Below are 16,372 nucleotides of genomic sequence, written 5' to 3'. Positions count from 1 at the left end.
AAATTTACTCACTAATCTCCCGCTAAGCCCAGGGAGCGCCTGACTTGAAACCACGCGCTTCTAATCTTCCAGAACTTGCTGCTTTCCATTGCCAAAACCCGACACTTCGCTTGCTCTAATTCTTGCTTGAGATTAATTAGCTGATTTTCTGTTTTCTCCAACTGCATTTGCACAGATACTAACTGATTTTGAGTTTGCTCCAATTGCGTTTGAGCTGAAACTAATTGCGTTTGAGCTTCTTGCAAACTTGTTTGAGATTCTTCCAACTTTGTGTGAGTAATCATTAACTTACTTTGATTTTGCTCCCCTTCTATCCTAGCCGACTCTAACTGAGTCTCAAGTAATTGAAGTTTTGTCTGAGTAGAACCCAATAAAGACTGCGATTGTCTTTGGTTGATCAGCGATTTAACAGTGCAAGTTTCCAGAATCCATTCCCAACCATAGTTATTGATTGCTTTGACTATCAACACATCCTGCAATCCTACAATGTTTTTGGGTAAATAACAGCTCCAACCCGACTGCAAAGCCCCATCAGTTTCAAAATATCCAGCTACATCTGGGCGATCGTAAAAAGGCTCGCACCTCTGTACCACCTCCCCATTTACCAGCACTTGCAGCTCCTCAATTCGGCCGTTGAGGTTCACATCAGCTACCCATCCTTCTAGATACAAATTCTCCTTATTCGTAAAAGCAGCAACATCAATATATCCTTCCGGGTGATGATTGAAATTCAACTCCGAAAAATCTCTAACTAGCTCATTTGTGACAACATACAAATCCTGAAATCTGCAGATGCCTTTTTTGATGCGGTGAACAAAAGCTTTGCCTCCGCTAACTTTCTCGACACATTCTCTCACAAACTTTTCAGTTACATAAGTTGTGCCGTATTCCTCCTTATCTAAAGACTGGCTTTCGCTTTGAGGACTAAACAAAATACCATTTGCCGGCATTTCTATATTCGCTAGGCGCAAACACTCATCGTGAACGCTGAACATTAAAATGCCGTTAGGAGTCAACAAATCGTACAAATTTTGTAACCAACTTGTAAAAGTTCTTTCCGGCATATGGCTGAAAAAAGAATTAGCCAGAATGCAGTCAAACTTGCGGTCAATTAAATAATTTTCTGGTTTCCCAGTTGAGACAATACCGTTAACGCCCAAGTATTCAGTTTGAAACTTAACCGCATTAGCATAAATATCAGAAACCCAAATTCGTTCCGGCGGTATTTCCTGAATCAAAAACCTGGTAAATCTACCGTAACCGCAGGCAAAATCTAGAAAAGAGGGAACATTTTCAAAACTGCCAAAATGCCATTCCACAACTTGTTTAACCGTATCCAAGATGCGACGCCCGATCGAATAATAGCGCACCAAAGCCCGATCGCGATCGTCTTTGACGTTGTTCAAGCTGAACAAATACATTTCATCGTCTTCGCAGATATTCAGTTTAAAATTTTCGGGAAACTTAGTTTGATCTTGAATAAATGCTTTGATTACGGGATTTTCGACTAAATCTAAATTGATATCGCTCATTGTTTTTACAGAATTTTAGATAACCTCTGTTGACTGCTCTTTTACTAGAGCATCAGCATTAACAACAGTTAAACACGGTTCGATCAGCAAGTCAACGATGCCGTTACCGCAAGACTCAGTACAAGACTGAACTCTAAACATCGCCACATCAACACAGCGATCCAGATAAGTTAAATCTCCATCTACCGTTCCCACAACTCCAGCATTCAGAAAATAAACACCGGGATTCAGCAAACATTTAAAATGAAACTTTACTACAATTGTCGTTCCTGCTTCCACGTACCTAACTGACTGAGTAGAAGCCTTCAAAGAAGCACCCGCCAACTCAAAACCGCTAATTGTTTTAATCAACATTCCAAACCTAACCTTGGAAGTTGACCGCGAGAAAGTGACAGAGTAAGTATAAATATAATCTTGACGACCTAGCAAGTGATTTACCACCTTTCCCTTCAGCGTCTCGATGTGGGGGTTGATAATTTCCGCTCCACGAGACGGATACCTTACCGTATTCGACGGTATCATCCCCGGATCGTAAAATTCATCGTAATATTCCTGGGGTTTAGAAAGATGTTGCTCCGGTTTAACTTCCCTCTTTGTGCTTTCTAAATTAGCATCCTGAAGCTGGTCTTGACTTTCCTGTTTTGTCAGTTGGTTCAGAGTTCGAATATCTGACTTCAACCCCAGAACCTGATCCGGATCAGCATAAATCAGCTTTTGATACTTAGAAATTACCACTTTCGGCGTGTGAGCGAGCAGCAATTCACCGCTATCCATTAAAATCGCGGAGGTACAAAGTTGCACAACAGAAGTAGCAGCGTGAGAAACAAATAAAATCGTTCCGCCACCTTCCTGAATGCTTTGCAAGCGGGCAAAACACTTGCGTTGAAAAGCTTCGTCGCCCACCGAAAGCGCCTCGTCAACCACCAAAATATCTGGTTCGACGCTAGTCGCTACGGCAAAAGCTAGTCTGACAAACATACCACTAGAATAAGTTTTGACTGGCTGTTCAATGAAATCGCCAATATCAGCAAAAGCAGCTATATCGTCAAATTTTTCTTCAGTTTCTTTTTGATTAAATCCCAGTAACTGAGCGTTAAAAAACACATTTTGCCGCCCAGTAAATTCCGGGTTAAACCCGCTTCCGAGTTCCAACAAAGCGGAGACTCGCCCTTTAACATCCACGCTTCCTGTGGTAGGAGTCAGCGTCCCTACAATTATTTGCAGGAGAGTGCTTTTTCCCGAACCGTTGCGACCGACGATTCCCAGAGTTTGTCCTTGAGGAATTTCCAGATTGATGTCGTGCAGGGCCCAAAATTCGTCCGCCAGTTTTTTGCTGGGGTAAATAATTTCCTTTAAGCGGTCTCCTGGACGATCGTACCGCTTAAAGCATTTGGAAACATTTTTTAGTGAAATTACATTTTCTGTCATTGGCGGCAGTCAATCGATTTTAGATTTTAGATTTTAGATTTTAGATTGACTTGAAATCTCAAACATATTTACACCAGAATCGATTTTAGATTTTAGATTGACTGTAGATCTCAAACAAATTTACAGTACGTCAGCAAAAGCGGGACGCAAACGCCGATAAACAGCCAAACCTCCACAAAATATAGCAGCAGAAATTAGCGTGGCGACACCCCATTCGCCCCAATGCTTAACTTCTCCAAGCAGTATGAGGTCTCGATAAACCTCCGAGATGGCGGCCATTGGATTCAGCCAAAATATCCACGCTCGCCACTCTTGGGGGATGATTGATGCTGGGTAGACGATCGGCGTCAAATAAAACCAAAAATTTAGAATAACACCTAATGTCTGAGGAATGTCTCGCAAAAATACAGTCAAGCCCGCTGTCAAATATCCCAAACCAGCAGTTATCAGCAACTGAGGCACCCACACCAACGGCAGTAAGCATAAAGTAGCGTTGAGCTTTTGCGACGATACTGCTACTATCACAATCAAAGCTGCTAAACCCAGAGAACTTTCAAGAAAAGCTGTAAAAATCGGCACTAGGGGCAGCAAACCGAGGGGAAATACCACTTTTTTTACTAAATTCGGCTGCCCCACCACCGAGACTGCCGACTTGATCAAACCGCTGGTGAAGGCAGTCCAAGGCAGCAAACCTGCAAACAACCAGACTCCAAATGTAATGTCGCTGTTTTCTGGGAAGCCTGCAAGGCTAAGCTTTACCTTGAGGACGATCGAAAATACGTATGTGTAAATCACCAATTGCGATAGCTGATTCAGCAGCGGCCACAAATTGCCCAGAATCGAGCCTTTGTATTGAGCTTCCAAGTCCCGGCGCACCAATGTTGCCAGCAGATTCAGCTTCGCCCACCGCCGGGGCGTATTTGCCGGCCGCCGGCCGCCCAGCCTTCGGACCTTTTGGGCAACTCCTTTCACAGTTCTCTGCAATTTTTTCGCCCTCGTTCACTAGCTTCACACCTAAATCAACTCAAGCTACAATTATGCAGCTTTTGCTAAACCGCAATTATTCCACAGCCCCGCCGCTTTGATCAAGGATCTGCCACCCTGGCTTGGGCTTCTTCGTTCTTTCTTCTTTCCCCTTCCTTCGGAGGTTATTTTAGCCGATCGCCGATCGAACTGCCGAACCCATCGCTAGTTTTTGCTCGTCGTCATAGCCCCACCGCTGGAAAAATTTTTCATACTTGCCGTTGGCACTCTGCAAACTTTCTAGCATTTGCGACGCTATAGTTTGACAGGCTGGCAGTTGCAGGATTTGAATTAAATTGCGCGATCGCTCCTGCACTCTAGCAGAATCGGCCGCCATTTCCTCCTTTTGCTGGCGCGAATGATGCACAACCATTGCCGCCGACATCGCCAAATTTTTCACCAGCAGTTCTGCTACGATCTCAGGAGCCGATCGCAGCGCCTCGACTACTCCGGGTGACGGGTGATCTGCCTCCTGTCCATCGTCCGTTAGATAGGTGACAAAAAACCCCCTAGCACCGTTCTGTGTTTTCACCAAAGATGTAACAGCTTGCTGGATGTCGGCTTGTAAAAGTCGATCGGCCTCCATGAACGAGAGTAAAGATTGAGTCAGCTCGATCGCCCCCTCAAAAGTTATGCTTTCCGATGCTAATAAAGAAGATGGAATACTCATAACGAACTCAATAATTGTCAAGATTCTGCCAATAATTGTAAACAATTCCCGCTGCCCGATCGCAGATAAATATGGCTATTATCTCCTCCAAACAACAGCCCTCCGACCAAAATCTACCCGAAGACATAGCCCCAGCCCGTCGCAAAAAAGCCGCCAAACCCCAGGCGGAATCTTTGCTAGAATCGCAAGAACTACCCGACGAAATAAACAGCAAACAAGACGACAAAATCCGACCCCAGCGCTTAGCTGAATACATCGGACAAAAAGACTTGAGAGAAGTTTTGGCGATCGCAATTGCAGCAGCTAAATCTCGCGGCGAACCTATGGATCACCTGTTACTCTACGGGCCTCCTGGGTTGGGAAAAACCACAATGTCGCTAATTCTAGCAGCAGAAATGGAAGTTGAATGCAAAATTACCACCGCCCCAGCGTTAGAAAAACCGCGAGATATTGTCGGATTGCTGATCAACCTCAAAGCAGGCGACGTGCTGTTTATCGACGAAATTCACCGTTTATCTAAAGTTACAGAAGAAATCCTCTATCCGGCGATGGAAGACTGCCGCTTAGATATTACGATCGGGCAAGGCAAAAGCGCCAAAATTCGCAGCATTCCCCTGAAACCATTTACCTTAGTAGGAGCAACCACAAAAGTCGGGTCGCTGACATCTCCGTTGCGCGATCGTTTCGGCTTGATCCAAAGATTGCGCTACTACGAAATAGACGAACTCAGTCTAATTGTCCAAAGAACCGCCCAAGTTCTCGACACTAAAATCACTCCTGAAGGAGCCACAGAAATTGCCCGCCGAGCGCGCGGAACCCCCCGGATCGCTAACCGTTTGCTGCGGCGAGTTAGAGACTACAGCGAAGTCAAAAACTTAAAGCCAATTGATGCCGAAGTGGCCTCACTCGCCCTGGAATTATTCAACGTCGATCCGCTGGGTTTAGATTGGACAGATCGACGGATTTTGACAGCAATGATTGAGAACTTTAACGGTGGTCCGGTGGGTTTAGAAACTCTCGCAGCTTCGACAGGAGAAGATACTCAAACCATTGAGGATGTATACGAACCGTACTTAATGCAAATCGGATTTTTGCAGCGGACAAGTCGGGGCAGAATGGTAACTATTGCTGCTAGAAAACATTTGGGTTTTATGGAATAAAAGGAGTAAAAAATGGTACAAATACCAACAAAAAGACTAACTTTGTCCGAGTTTCTAAAACTGCCCGAAACCGAACCAGCTAGCGAATATATCAACGGTCAAATCATCCAAAAAGCTATGCTACAAGGAAAACATAGCCGGATTCAAGGTGAATTAGTCCCAGCCATCAATGTCGCTGTTAAGATTCAGAAAATTGCCTTAGCTTTTCCTGAATTGCGGTGTACTTTTGACGGCAGGTCAATCGTGCCCGATGTCACAGTATTTACTTGGGAAAGAATACCAGTTGATGAAAAAGGGGATGTTGCTAATGTATTTGAAACTTACCCAGATTGGACAATTGAAATTCTGTCTCCAGGGCAGAGTCAAACTAAAGTAACTGGGAATATTTTACACTGTCTGAAAAACGGCACTCAAATGGGTTGGCTGATCGATCCGATGGTGCGCTCGATCTTAATTTATCCCCCAGGAAAGCAACCAGAAATTTTAGCAAAACCCGAAGAAGTGTTGCCCGTTCCAGATTGGGCAGCAGAATTGCGGCTGACGGTAGGAGATTTGTTTGGGTGGTTGAAACTATAGCCGAAGTCAGTTGACAGTTGTTACCAATTCCCAATTACTAATTACTAATTACTAATTCCAATTTCCAATTCCAATTCCAATTTCCAAATTCCAAATTCCCCATGTTAATATCCCTCAGAATAGAAAACTTTGCCTTAATAGACTGCCTGGATCTAGAATTTGGCCCGAGTTTGAACGTATTTACAGGGGAAACCGGCGCTGGTAAATCGATTATCCTAGATGCGATCGATGCAGTTTTGGGCGGGAAAGTCGATCGCCGATCGATTCGCACCGGAGCAACGCGGGCAATACTGGAAGCTACCTTTGAATTGGACAAAGCCGCAGCTTTGTGGCTGGGCGAGCAAGAAATTGAACCCATAGACGGAAATTTAGCCGTTTGCAGCCGGGAAATTAACGCATCAAGCGGTGCTCTACGCACCAGATCCCGGTTGAACGGAATTCTCGTCAACCGCCAGTTAATGGACCAACTGCGCGATCGGCTGGTCGAAATTACCGCCCAAGGCCAAACCGTCCACCTCGGACAAGAAACCCTCCAGCGAGAATGGCTCGATTTATACGGCGGCAAAAAGCTCGCTGAAGCCCGATCGATCATCGCCTCCGCGTGGCTGGGAGCCAACAGCGCCAAAACAGCCCTCAAACGGAGGCGTCAGTCGGAACAGCAGCGACTGCAAAGACTTGATTTGTTAGAATACCAAGTCCGAGAACTCGGCGAAGCCCACATCGAAGACGCCGACGAACTCGAACAGCTAGAACACGAATCAATCCGGCTGGGCCACGTCGTCGAATTGCAGCAGCAGAGTTACCAAGTCCACCAAGCCCTGTACCAAAACGAAGGCGACACCGCATCAGCCGCTGACTTGTTGAGCAAAGCCGAAGTAATTTTAAGCGACATGGCGGTTTACGATGTGCAGTTGCAACCAATCCTAGAAATGGTCAGCGATGCTTTAGCTCAAGCCACAGAAGCCAGCCGGCAAATTAGTAGCTACGGCGAACAATTAGAAGCAGATCCCGAAAGACTCGAAGAAGTAGAAGATCGGATTCGCGAACTCAAACAAATTTGCCGCAAATACGGCCCGCTCAAAGAAGCGATCGCCTACTACCAAAGCATTCAAAACGAACTAAATGAACTTTTAGAAGGAGGCGAGTCAATGGAAGCCTTAGAACTCGCATATCAGACCGCTTTAGAGCAATTAAAAGACGCTTGCAGCCACCTCACTACCCTGCGGCGCGAAGCAGCCCTCAAACTAGAAACGCACCTCGTAGGAGAACTTAAGCCGTTAGCAATGGAAAAAGTGCAATTTCAAGTCGAGATCTCGCCTTGTACCCCAACTGCTACCGGTGCCGACCAAATCGCCTTTTGTTTCAGCCCCAATCCGGGCGAACCTCTGCAACCTCTGGGCGCGATCGCCTCCGGGGGAGAAATGAGCCGCTTTCTGCTGGCCATCAAAGCTTGTTTTTCCCAAATAGAAAGCGCTGGTACGCTGATTTTTGACGAAATCGACGCCGGAGTCTCCGGGAGAGTCGCCGGGGCGATCGCCAAAAAACTCTACCAACTTTCCGACAAACACCAAGTTCTCTGCGTCACCCACCAGCCGCTGATCGCCGCGATGGCTGATTTTCATTTTCGCGTCAACAAACAGACGATCGAAGCAGAACCAAGTATCGGCGAACCCGCAGCCGACTCGGAACCAATGGAACGCACAGTAGTGAGAGTTGCCGCCCTCAACAGTGAGCAGCGGCGGGAAGAACTCGCCCAACTCGCCAGCGGCCGCTCAGCAACAGAAGCCATCGCGTTCGCCGAATCCCTGCTTGTCGAAGCCGCCGGATTGCGCCAAACTCAGTCCGCCAAACCCTGATGACACACTTGAGCCGATCGGGGGGTTAAAAGGCGGAGTTTTTTCAGAGTCGGAGGTTACACTAAAAATATCAACCGCAAATTTTACAAAAAAAAGCTGAAAACCCCGTGAATTTAGTGGGATGAAAGCTAACAGCAGCAAAATAGAGAGAAATTCTAGTTAAAAACCACAATTGTGTAGAGAAGGGCACACATCACTAGCAACTGGTAGTGTCACAATTGCGGCTAGTCCCACAAGGCCACCCCTCTTTCAGCAGTCCTCCCGCCAGTACGCATTCATGTTCCTGCGGGCGATCGGCTCAAAGCTCGGTAGAACATACTTAAACCAGGCACGCACAATGTCAAAATCAGTTAATAAACCCTTTAAACAAGATTGGCGCTCTGTAAAAAGATTGCAGCACTCCCACCGCCTCCTTACTCTCCCACCCTCCGTTCAGCAACAAGGTCAACTTAATTTCCCTTGTCTTGTGGCCGGAGTTCTGTAAACTGGGAAATACTTTCACACATACTTGAGTCTTGTGCGACAAGTGACTCACTAATCAACTTCCCCGCTCTCTTGGCTTAGAGACTAACCCTTACACTTAAGCTTCTGTAAAGGTCTATGAAATCTGCATCTTCCACCAATTACTCTTCTCTGGACAACGTGATTGATGTCGCTGTTGTCGGCGGTGAAAATCATCATCAGGAAAATTATTCTCCCCCGGAAATTAGGAGCAGTGCAATTATCCCGCGCCAAGGAAACCTCTCTGGCATTCTCGACCTTCTAAATAAGCAAAGTTTCACAGTAGTAGTTAAGGAAGTAGAAGACAAACTTAAGGTTGTCAATCAAACGCTGGGAATGCTCGACAATATCCTGGAGAGCGAGGGATTTGATGCCATACTCAACGAGATGTTGCAGTCGATTACCCTCAAAACAGGGGAATTGCTGAATGCCGATCGCACCACGATATTTTTATTAGACGACGAAAAAAATGAACTCTGGGCGATCGTTGCTAAAGACGAAAATGGCAAAAACCTAGAAATCAGAGTTCCCGCCCATGTAGGCATTGCCGGAGAAGTAGCCACGTTCCAAAAAGTGGTTAATATCCCTTACGATTTTTACAACGACGAACGATCGGCTAACGCCAAAAAATTTGACGAAAAAACGGGCTACCGCACTTATACAATGCTGGCAATGCCCCTGATTAATGAAGACACAAAAGAGTTAGTAGCAGTTGTTCAACTGATTAATAAATTAAGACCAAATCACGAAAAATACCCAACTTTAGACGAACAAATAGACAGGCACGGATTTACTAAAGAAGACGAACAAGTTTTTAAAGAATTTGCTCCCTCGATTCGCCTAATTCTAGAATCTTCCAAATCTTTCTACGCAGCAACTCAGAGACAACGCGCAGCAACGGCGCTGATGAATGCCGTCAACGCTCTTTCTCAGAGCAGTTTAGACTTAGAAGATACCCTAAAAAGGGTGATGGATCAGGCCCAAGAACTCATGAATGCCGATCGCAGCACCCTGTGGCTGATCGACGAAGAGAAAGACGAACTGTGGACGAAAATCCCGATGGGCGGCAACTTGAAAGAAATTCGCATACCCAGAACCGCCGGTTTTGCAGGCATCGTCGCCCAATCTAGCGAACCGCTGCTGATTCCCTTTGACGTGTACGACGACCCCCGCGCCGCCACTTCCAAAGAAGTCGATCAAAAGTCGGGCTACCGCACTTGCAGTATGCTTTGTATGCCAGTCTTTAACTCGGACAAAAAATTGATTGGCGTCACCCAATTAGTTAATAAAAAACGACAAGGAGAATTCCCCCCCTACAACCCGGAAGATTGGCCTCACGCCCCCGAACAGTGGAAAGCGAGTTTCAATCGCAACGACATGGAATTTATGAAGGCGTTTAACATCCAAGCAGGAGTGGCGCTGCAAAACGCCAAACTGTTTGCAGAAGTCAAACAGCAAGAACAAAGACAAAAAGATATGCTGCACGCCTTGACTAACGGCGTGATTTCTACAGATAAAAAAGGCAATATAGTAGCGACAAATCCCAGTGCCCAAAAATTACTGGGTGTCAGCGAGGCAGAATTAGCCGAAGGTCAATCTTTGCGCGAGTTAATTAAGTTAGAAAAAGGCGATTTTGCCAAATGGTTTGATGCGTCTTTGTCTCCAGAAGACGATAAAGACCGCCAGCAGTATTACCCGGATCAAGTTTTGCTCTCCTGTGAAGCAAAATCGCAGAGTATCAATCTCTCGATTAATTCAATGACCGACGCTACCGACCCCAGCAAGGTCAACGGCGCGTTAGTAGTAATGGAAGATATTAGCAGCGCTAAGCAAGTCAAAAACTTGATGTACCGTTACATGACCCCAGAAGTAGCCGAAGCTTTGTTAGCTTCAGGCGATACTGGATTGGGCGGTAAGCGCAAAAACGTTTCGGTGCTGTTCTCAGATATTCGCAGCTATACCACACTTACGGAAAAATTGCAAGCCGAAGAAGTGGTAGTGATGCTGAATAAATATTTTGAAGTGATGGTAGATGTCGTATTCGAGTACGGAGGGACTCTCGACAAATACATCGGTGACGCTCTGATGGCAGTTTTTGGCTCTCCAGCGCCCCTAGAGGATCATGCTTGGTGCGCCATGCAAACGGCGGTGAAAATGCGGGAAAAACTGGCCCAGTTCAATCGAGAGCGTATGGCAAATGGCGAATTGCCGATCGGCATCGGTATGGGCGTACATTCCGATGAAGTTGTCAGCGGCAACATCGGTAGTAGCAAACGCATGGAATTGACTTCTATAGGAGACGGCGTAAACCTCGCCTCTCGCTTAGAAGGCGCTAGCAAGCAGTACGGCACCGACTTGATCATCAGCGACAATACTTACAGAGATTATGCCGATCGGCTGTACGTGCGAGAACTCGACTTTATTACTGTCAAAGGCAAAAGCGAACCCGTAATCGTTTACGAACTCGTCGGCATCCGCGAGGGATACTCGCCAGTGGGCAAGCCCCTAACCGAAACACAGCAACAAACTATAGAACATTACACCAAGGGGCGCGAACATTACAAAACTCCAGTCAGCCAAAGACTCTCAGAAAGTGAGGTGAAAAACATCTTAAATGAGGTCGCCGAAATGCCAGAGGCAGAGATTAAGAAACTGTCCTACAATCTAGAGCAACAGTTGGAACACGAACTCAAGAACCTGTTATATCAACTGAAAAAGCTGTCAGAGTACGACCCGAAAAACCTGTCGGAAGCAGACAAACTCATCGTACTGTTGCAGCCTGAAATCCAACTGCTGAAATTGGAAGGCATCAAAAACCTCTCGGAAGACGAAGCCAAAATGCTGCTGCAAGCAAAAATCAAGCCCCTATCAGCAGACGATATTAAATACTTGCAAGAAGGTGAAGTCAAAAAGCTGTTGGAAGCAGACATCTTAGAACCATCAAATCCCCCAATCAAGCGGTTGAAACCGGCAGAGATAAGGCAGCTATTGCAGGCGAAAATTAAAAGTCGGGCTTGCGAGACAGTTGGAGAAATGTTAGATGAGGAATTTGAAAACCTGGGACTTGATCGAGTGAAAAAACTGCTGAGCGAGTTTAAGAAAGCCTTAGAACCAAAAGCCAAACAAGCCTTTAAAGACGCTGAACGCGAATTTAACGCCGTTCTGGAAGTTGACCCGAAAAACAAGGCAGCTAAATTGCACGTCGATCGCTGTATGTTATTTCAACATCGGTTTTCAGACGTACTCAACTGGGATGGTGTGTGGAATCTCACAGAAAAATAGCAGTGGCCCACAGCAAATGCTGGCGGTGGCGTCAGGGTTCCGGGTGGGGGCGATCGCGATCGGGGGTGCGCCTCCCATCCCACCACCAATTAACCTTAATATCCGATTGAGGTAATTGTAAATAAGCTCCAACAGGTATTATGGTTATATAACCGGATTTGAACTTGCCAGCGAGATGGCGGGGTTTCACCCTACGTGTTTCGTTTGCACTACCTACCGCAACAAACTTAGCACTTCTATTATTTGAAGCGCTTATAAATAGTTATGACTGGCGGCAGCGTTACCCGGTTTCTGAGAAAAATCTTGGACAAAGGCGACGAAACATCCGCTCAAAAACCGGGTTAATCACCCCGCCCGCGTAAGTCTTAATAGCGTTAGCGGCTCCTAAAAAGAGCTGCCTTCGCAGATAGTCAATGTTCTAGTCTTAGATATAGAAAACCACTAGCGTCAGTTATGGATAATTGGAATTCGCAATCGGGAGATGTTGAGTGGGTAGATCAGGTTTACCAACTATTGCTGGAGATTGCTCGGAGCTCCCTGTCAGATATCCCCAGAATCCCGGAAAATATCACAGTTAAGGCTATCCCTCTGATCCAGAAGGTACAAACCATTCAGCAAAGACCTGACGGGCAAGTGTTCAAATCAGGTTCCTTTTCAGTAAACGATCACGAATGGGTCGATCGAGTCTGCCAACTATTGGTAGAACTAACCAGCGCATCTTTGTCGGAACAGCCCAAAATGCCGGAAAACCTGGCAGGCAGATCTTTAGCCCTGGCAGATCGAGCACAAAAAATTAAAGAAGATATCGAAGAAAATGCAGCCCAAACCCCAGCAGATGAAGATGACAATTCCGTACAGTCTCCAGACGCGCTGCTTTCCCTCTTGCACCACAGTTTGAAAACTCAGCGCGCCAAAAGCTACAACCCCGATGCCCCCGAATGGCAGCAAGTCTTGAGTCTGCTCGACGTAGTGCAGTCAATTTACAAGCAAATCCAAAATTAAATTCCAGCTTAACTCAGGCGCGTCTTGATTGTCCCAGAAAGCTGGCTTTTAAAGGCGGTTGCTATTTGACATAAAATTTTTTTTGCCCTAGCCCAAACATTTCCGATTATTGCGCTTTTGTCAACTACACTAGGTTTAATCGGTTCTAGGGCAAGAGAACATGAGCGGAGAAAACATCGGCGATTTGTCAAAAGAAATATTAGCCGATCGCTATCAGTGCGATCGGCGGCTCGGCAAGCAAGCAGGAAGGCAAACCTTACTCGCCCGCGACTTAAAAACCCAAAAGCAAGTAGTAGTCAAACTCCTGTCATTCAGCAGCGACTTTAACTGGGAAGACTTAAAACTGTTCGAGCGAGAAGTCGAAACCTTAAAATCCCTATCCCATCCCGCAATTCCCCGATATCTCGACTCCTTTGAAATCGACACGCCCAAGCGCAAAGGATTCGCCCTAGTTCAGACTTACATCGCAGCCAAATCCCTACAAGAATATCTCTCAGACGGCCGCACCTTCAGCGAAAGCGAAGTCAAACAATTAGCAACAGCATTATTAGACATCCTCGCCTATCTGCACCAGCGACAGCCCCCAGTGATTCACCGCGACATTAAACCCAGCAATATTTTACTCAAAAATCGATCGGGCAACAGCGTCGGCGAAGTTTACCTAGTTGATTTCGGTGCAGTTCAAACTCTAGCCACGCAACAGGGAAAAACTGTCACCGTTGTCGGAACTTATGGCTATATGCCGCCCGAACAATTTGGCGGCAGAGCAGTTCCCGCTTCCGACTTGTACAGCTTGGGAGCAACATTAATCGCCTTAATTACCAAGCAGCATCCAGCCGATTTGCCACAGCAAGATTTGCAGATTGAATTCGAGCAATTGACCAAACTCAGTCCCGGTTTTACCAATTGGCTGAAGTGGATGACGCATCCGAGTTTAGAATGCCGTCCCGCCTCAGTCCAAATAGCAAAAGAAGTTCTAGAAAAACCACAGGAAATAAATAAATATTCCCAGACATTGAGACTGGGAAAAACGCTAGATACCTCTAGGTTGTTCAAGAATGCGATCGGGCGCAGCACTTGGATGGGAACTCTAGGCGTAGGATCTTGTGCAGCAATTTACGGAACCTTTATTTTTCCGGTAGTGGCGACAATTTTCGGAGGATTTATCGGTCTTTTTCTCGGCTTGCTGCTGGGGTTTGGGAACGGAATAATCGTAGGAATTGTGACGCGCTTGTGGTTTTTTCCCCTAACTAATCCCAAACTTCACCGACAGGTTTTAACTGCAATTAGTATCGTACTCTGTACCTCGACAAGCATCGTCTACTTTCGGATAATGGGTTGGAATAAGCTAAACGATTTGAGTTTTGAGATTATTTTCGTGCTAGCACCGTCGCTAATTGCAGGACTGTCAATGGGGGCAAGTAGCAAGTCTATTGCCCGGTGGTATCAAAAAGAAAGTGGACTGTAATCTAAAATTTACAGTTCTGGACGCACTCCGAGCAAATAAACCGGGTTTTTACGAAAAGACGCATTACAACCGCCAGACTCGCTAAACAACCCGGTTTCTGAACCCCGACGCTCCCCTCACACTCAAATTCATGTAAAAAAATATGACCAGCAAAATATTAGCAGAACGCTACGAAGTGCAGCGACAACTAGGAAAACAAACTGGTCGCCAAACGCTGCTGGCTCGTGACTTACAAACTCAAGAATTAGTTGTTATCAAACAACTATTCCTCGGCAGCGATTTTGAATGGCAAGACCTCAAGCTATTTGAACGGGAAGCGGAAACTTTAAAAGCACTTTCTCACCCAGCAATTCCGCGCTACCTCGATTACCTGGAAATTGACGAACTAAACAGTAAAAGCTTTGCCCTGGTACAGACTTATGTAGAGGGAAAAACTTTGCAAGAGCATTTGCGATCGGGGCGTACTTTTAGCGAAAGCGAGGTAAAACAATTAGCTAAATCGCTGTTAGCAATTTTGAATTATTTGCACAAGCAAAATCCGCCTGTTATTCACCGCGATATTAAACCTAGCAATATTTTACTGCATAGCAGATCAGGTAACTCGGTTGGACAAGTTTATTTAGTTGATTTCGGTTCGGTGCAGAACCAAGCTGCAAAATTTGGCGGCACAATTACAGTAGTGGGAACTTACGGGTATATGGCACCCGAACAATTTGGCGGGCGCTCGGTTCCGGCTTCTGACCTCTACGGTTTAGGTGCAACTTTAATTTATTTGGTAACGGGTTTGCATCCCACCGAACTGTCGCAGCAGGATTTGAAAATTCAATTTGCCGATCGGGTACCGCAGGTCAATCCTAATTTAATAGATTGGCTGGAGTGGATGACAGAACCAAGTTTGTCCAAACGGTTATCTTCGGCTAGGGAAGCATGGCGAGGGCTTAAAAATCCCCACCTTATAAACAAAAGTCCTATGGTGGTGCTGCAGCCACAAGGCAGCGATATTAAACTTACAAAAAATTCGGAGTTTATAGAAATTGTAATTCCGCCACCAGGCATCGGTTTTGGTTTAATTGCCACGCTTTCGGCTGTGGTATCTGCGAGTCCTGTCTCATTTATAGCAAGGGATATGTTGAGCGATGCGTTAAAGATAAATTCCCAATTTTTTATAATAATATCAGGAAGTTTGTTATGTATGGCAGGACTAAAGTTGATATTTGCACTATTTAGGGAAAGGCGCCTCAGAATTGATCGCCAGCAAATCTCCTGTAGCAGCCATCTACTGGGGTTGAGATGGAATCATGCCAAGCCATCTCCCAGGAACGAGATTTGCCAGTTGGAAATTCAACAACGTGAATATAGAAACAGCGGTATTGGTGTAAAAGTTATAAAAGTTATGATTTTTGCTTTTTCAATCCCTAGAGAGTTATATCAAGCGGCATCATTACTTATGCAGGAGAGCCACTCGGAAGTGAGATTCGGGAAAGTCTATCAGATGATAGTTCAAGCAGGCAACCACAAATATCAGTTAGGAGAGAAGGAGGGACTAAGTGAATCAGAAATCAAGTGGTTAGCAACAGAACTGAGCCAGTGGTTGAGATTGAAAATTCAAAGAACTTTGACAGACGGTCAAAAGAAGAGATCGATGTGAAAATATCTCCCTCGCCCAAACAAAGCATTCCCCTGTCAAACTGTGGGATGGGCGTCCCGCCCGTCCGCTCTCTCTTGTGTGGGATAGGCATCTCGCTTGTCCAGTGTATTATCCCAGCCGGCGACACACTCCCCCGCTTTCGGTCAATCTCATGCAGCATCGATCCCGATCGCCCGTAAAATGCTATCAAAGGGATTTGGCAAGTAGCACTCATCCCAATCATCTG

Annotated in this window: 11 protein-coding genes; 7 read left to right on the top strand and 4 right to left on the bottom strand. The window is 45.9% G+C overall.

The window, feature by feature from the left end:
* Positions 1-11 precede the first annotated feature (11 nt).
* From QUA34_RS10320 to QUA34_RS10305, 4 genes are all read right to left on the bottom strand, one after another.
* Positions 12-1,532, bottom strand: coding sequence for a methyltransferase (locus QUA34_RS10320; RefSeq protein WP_333386260.1), 1,521 nt, complete (start codon positions 1,530-1,532; stop codon positions 12-14).
* A gap of 15 nt (positions 1,533-1,547) precedes the next feature.
* Positions 1,548-2,960, bottom strand: coding sequence for an ABC transporter ATP-binding protein (locus QUA34_RS10315; RefSeq protein ID WP_333082265.1), 1,413 nt, complete (start codon positions 2,958-2,960; stop codon positions 1,548-1,550).
* Between the two features lie 120 nt (positions 2,961-3,080).
* Positions 3,081-3,932, bottom strand: a complete 852-nt coding sequence (locus tag QUA34_RS10310; RefSeq protein ID WP_333326714.1) for an ABC transporter permease — start codon at positions 3,930-3,932, stop codon at positions 3,081-3,083.
* Between the two features lie 181 nt (positions 3,933-4,113).
* Positions 4,114-4,653, bottom strand: a complete 540-nt coding sequence (locus QUA34_RS10305) for a hypothetical protein (protein WP_333386257.1) — start codon at positions 4,651-4,653, stop codon at positions 4,114-4,116.
* Positions 4,654-4,724: 71 nt separating this feature from the next.
* Between QUA34_RS10305 and ruvB the strand changes: the two genes are divergently transcribed.
* The 7 genes from ruvB to QUA34_RS10270 all read left to right on the top strand — a co-directional run bounded on the left by ruvB (position 4,725) and on the right by QUA34_RS10270 (position 16,146).
* Positions 4,725-5,813 carry a Holliday junction branch migration DNA helicase RuvB gene (ruvB, locus tag QUA34_RS10300; RefSeq protein ID WP_333386254.1) on the top strand — a complete coding sequence of 363 codons (1,089 nt, stop codon included), beginning with the start codon at positions 4,725-4,727 and terminating at the stop codon, positions 5,811-5,813.
* Positions 5,814-5,825: 12 nt separating this feature from the next.
* Positions 5,826-6,389 (top strand): Uma2 family endonuclease, encoded by a 564-nt coding sequence (locus tag QUA34_RS10295; protein WP_333386251.1) that lies wholly within the window; start codon positions 5,826-5,828, stop codon positions 6,387-6,389.
* 101 nt (positions 6,390-6,490) lie between these two features.
* Positions 6,491-8,245 (top strand): DNA repair protein RecN, encoded by a 1,755-nt coding sequence (gene recN / locus QUA34_RS10290; RefSeq protein ID WP_333386248.1) that lies wholly within the window; start codon positions 6,491-6,493, stop codon positions 8,243-8,245.
* Positions 8,246-8,845: 600 nt separating this feature from the next.
* Positions 8,846-12,028: a GAF domain-containing protein gene (locus tag QUA34_RS10285; RefSeq protein WP_333386245.1), complete on the top strand. Its 3,183-nt coding sequence runs from the start codon at positions 8,846-8,848 to the stop codon at positions 12,026-12,028.
* Between the two features lie 453 nt (positions 12,029-12,481).
* Positions 12,482-13,030, top strand: coding sequence for an inorganic pyrophosphatase (locus QUA34_RS10280; protein WP_333295147.1), 549 nt, complete (start codon positions 12,482-12,484; stop codon positions 13,028-13,030).
* Between the two features lie 160 nt (positions 13,031-13,190).
* A complete protein-coding gene (locus QUA34_RS10275; RefSeq protein WP_333386242.1) occupies positions 13,191-14,498 on the top strand; it encodes a serine/threonine-protein kinase in 1,308 nt (435 codons plus the stop codon).
* A gap of 142 nt (positions 14,499-14,640) precedes the next feature.
* The gene (locus QUA34_RS10270; protein ID WP_333386239.1) at positions 14,641-16,146 is read left to right on the top strand and encodes a serine/threonine-protein kinase; all 1,506 of its coding nucleotides are present in this window, start codon (positions 14,641-14,643) and stop codon (positions 16,144-16,146) included.
* The last annotated feature ends 226 nt before the right edge of the window (positions 16,147-16,372 follow it).

Origin of the sequence: Microcoleus sp. POL10_C6 (genome assembly GCF_036701585.1) — a bacterium.
Classification (GTDB): Bacteria; Cyanobacteriota; Cyanobacteriia; order Cyanobacteriales; family Microcoleaceae; genus Microcoleus.
The sequence above is the reverse complement of the archived record's forward strand: the minus strand, read 5'-3'. Positions and strand labels throughout refer to the sequence as shown.

Bases quoted from the DNA above. Each gene is read 5' to 3' on its own strand.
- QUA34_RS10320 (WP_333386260.1), bottom strand. From the start codon at position 1,532: ATGAGCGATATCAATTTAGATTTAGTCGAAAATCCCGTAATCAAAGCA.
- QUA34_RS10315 (WP_333082265.1), bottom strand. From the start codon at position 2,960: ATGACAGAAAATGTAATTTCACTAAAAAATGTTTCCAAATGCTTTAAG.
- QUA34_RS10305 (WP_333386257.1), bottom strand. From the start codon at position 4,653: ATGAGTATTCCATCTTCTTTATTAGCATCGGAAAGCATAACTTTTGAG.
- ruvB (WP_333386254.1), top strand. From the start codon at position 4,725: ATGGCTATTATCTCCTCCAAACAACAGCCCTCCGACCAAAATCTACCC.
- QUA34_RS10295 (WP_333386251.1), top strand. From the start codon at position 5,826: ATGGTACAAATACCAACAAAAAGACTAACTTTGTCCGAGTTTCTAAAA.
- recN (WP_333386248.1), top strand. From the start codon at position 6,491: ATGTTAATATCCCTCAGAATAGAAAACTTTGCCTTAATAGACTGCCTG.
- QUA34_RS10285 (WP_333386245.1), top strand. From the start codon at position 8,846: ATGAAATCTGCATCTTCCACCAATTACTCTTCTCTGGACAACGTGATT.
- QUA34_RS10280 (WP_333295147.1), top strand. From the start codon at position 12,482: ATGGATAATTGGAATTCGCAATCGGGAGATGTTGAGTGGGTAGATCAG.
- QUA34_RS10275 (WP_333386242.1), top strand. From the start codon at position 13,191: ATGAGCGGAGAAAACATCGGCGATTTGTCAAAAGAAATATTAGCCGAT.
- QUA34_RS10270 (WP_333386239.1), top strand. From the start codon at position 14,641: ATGACCAGCAAAATATTAGCAGAACGCTACGAAGTGCAGCGACAACTA.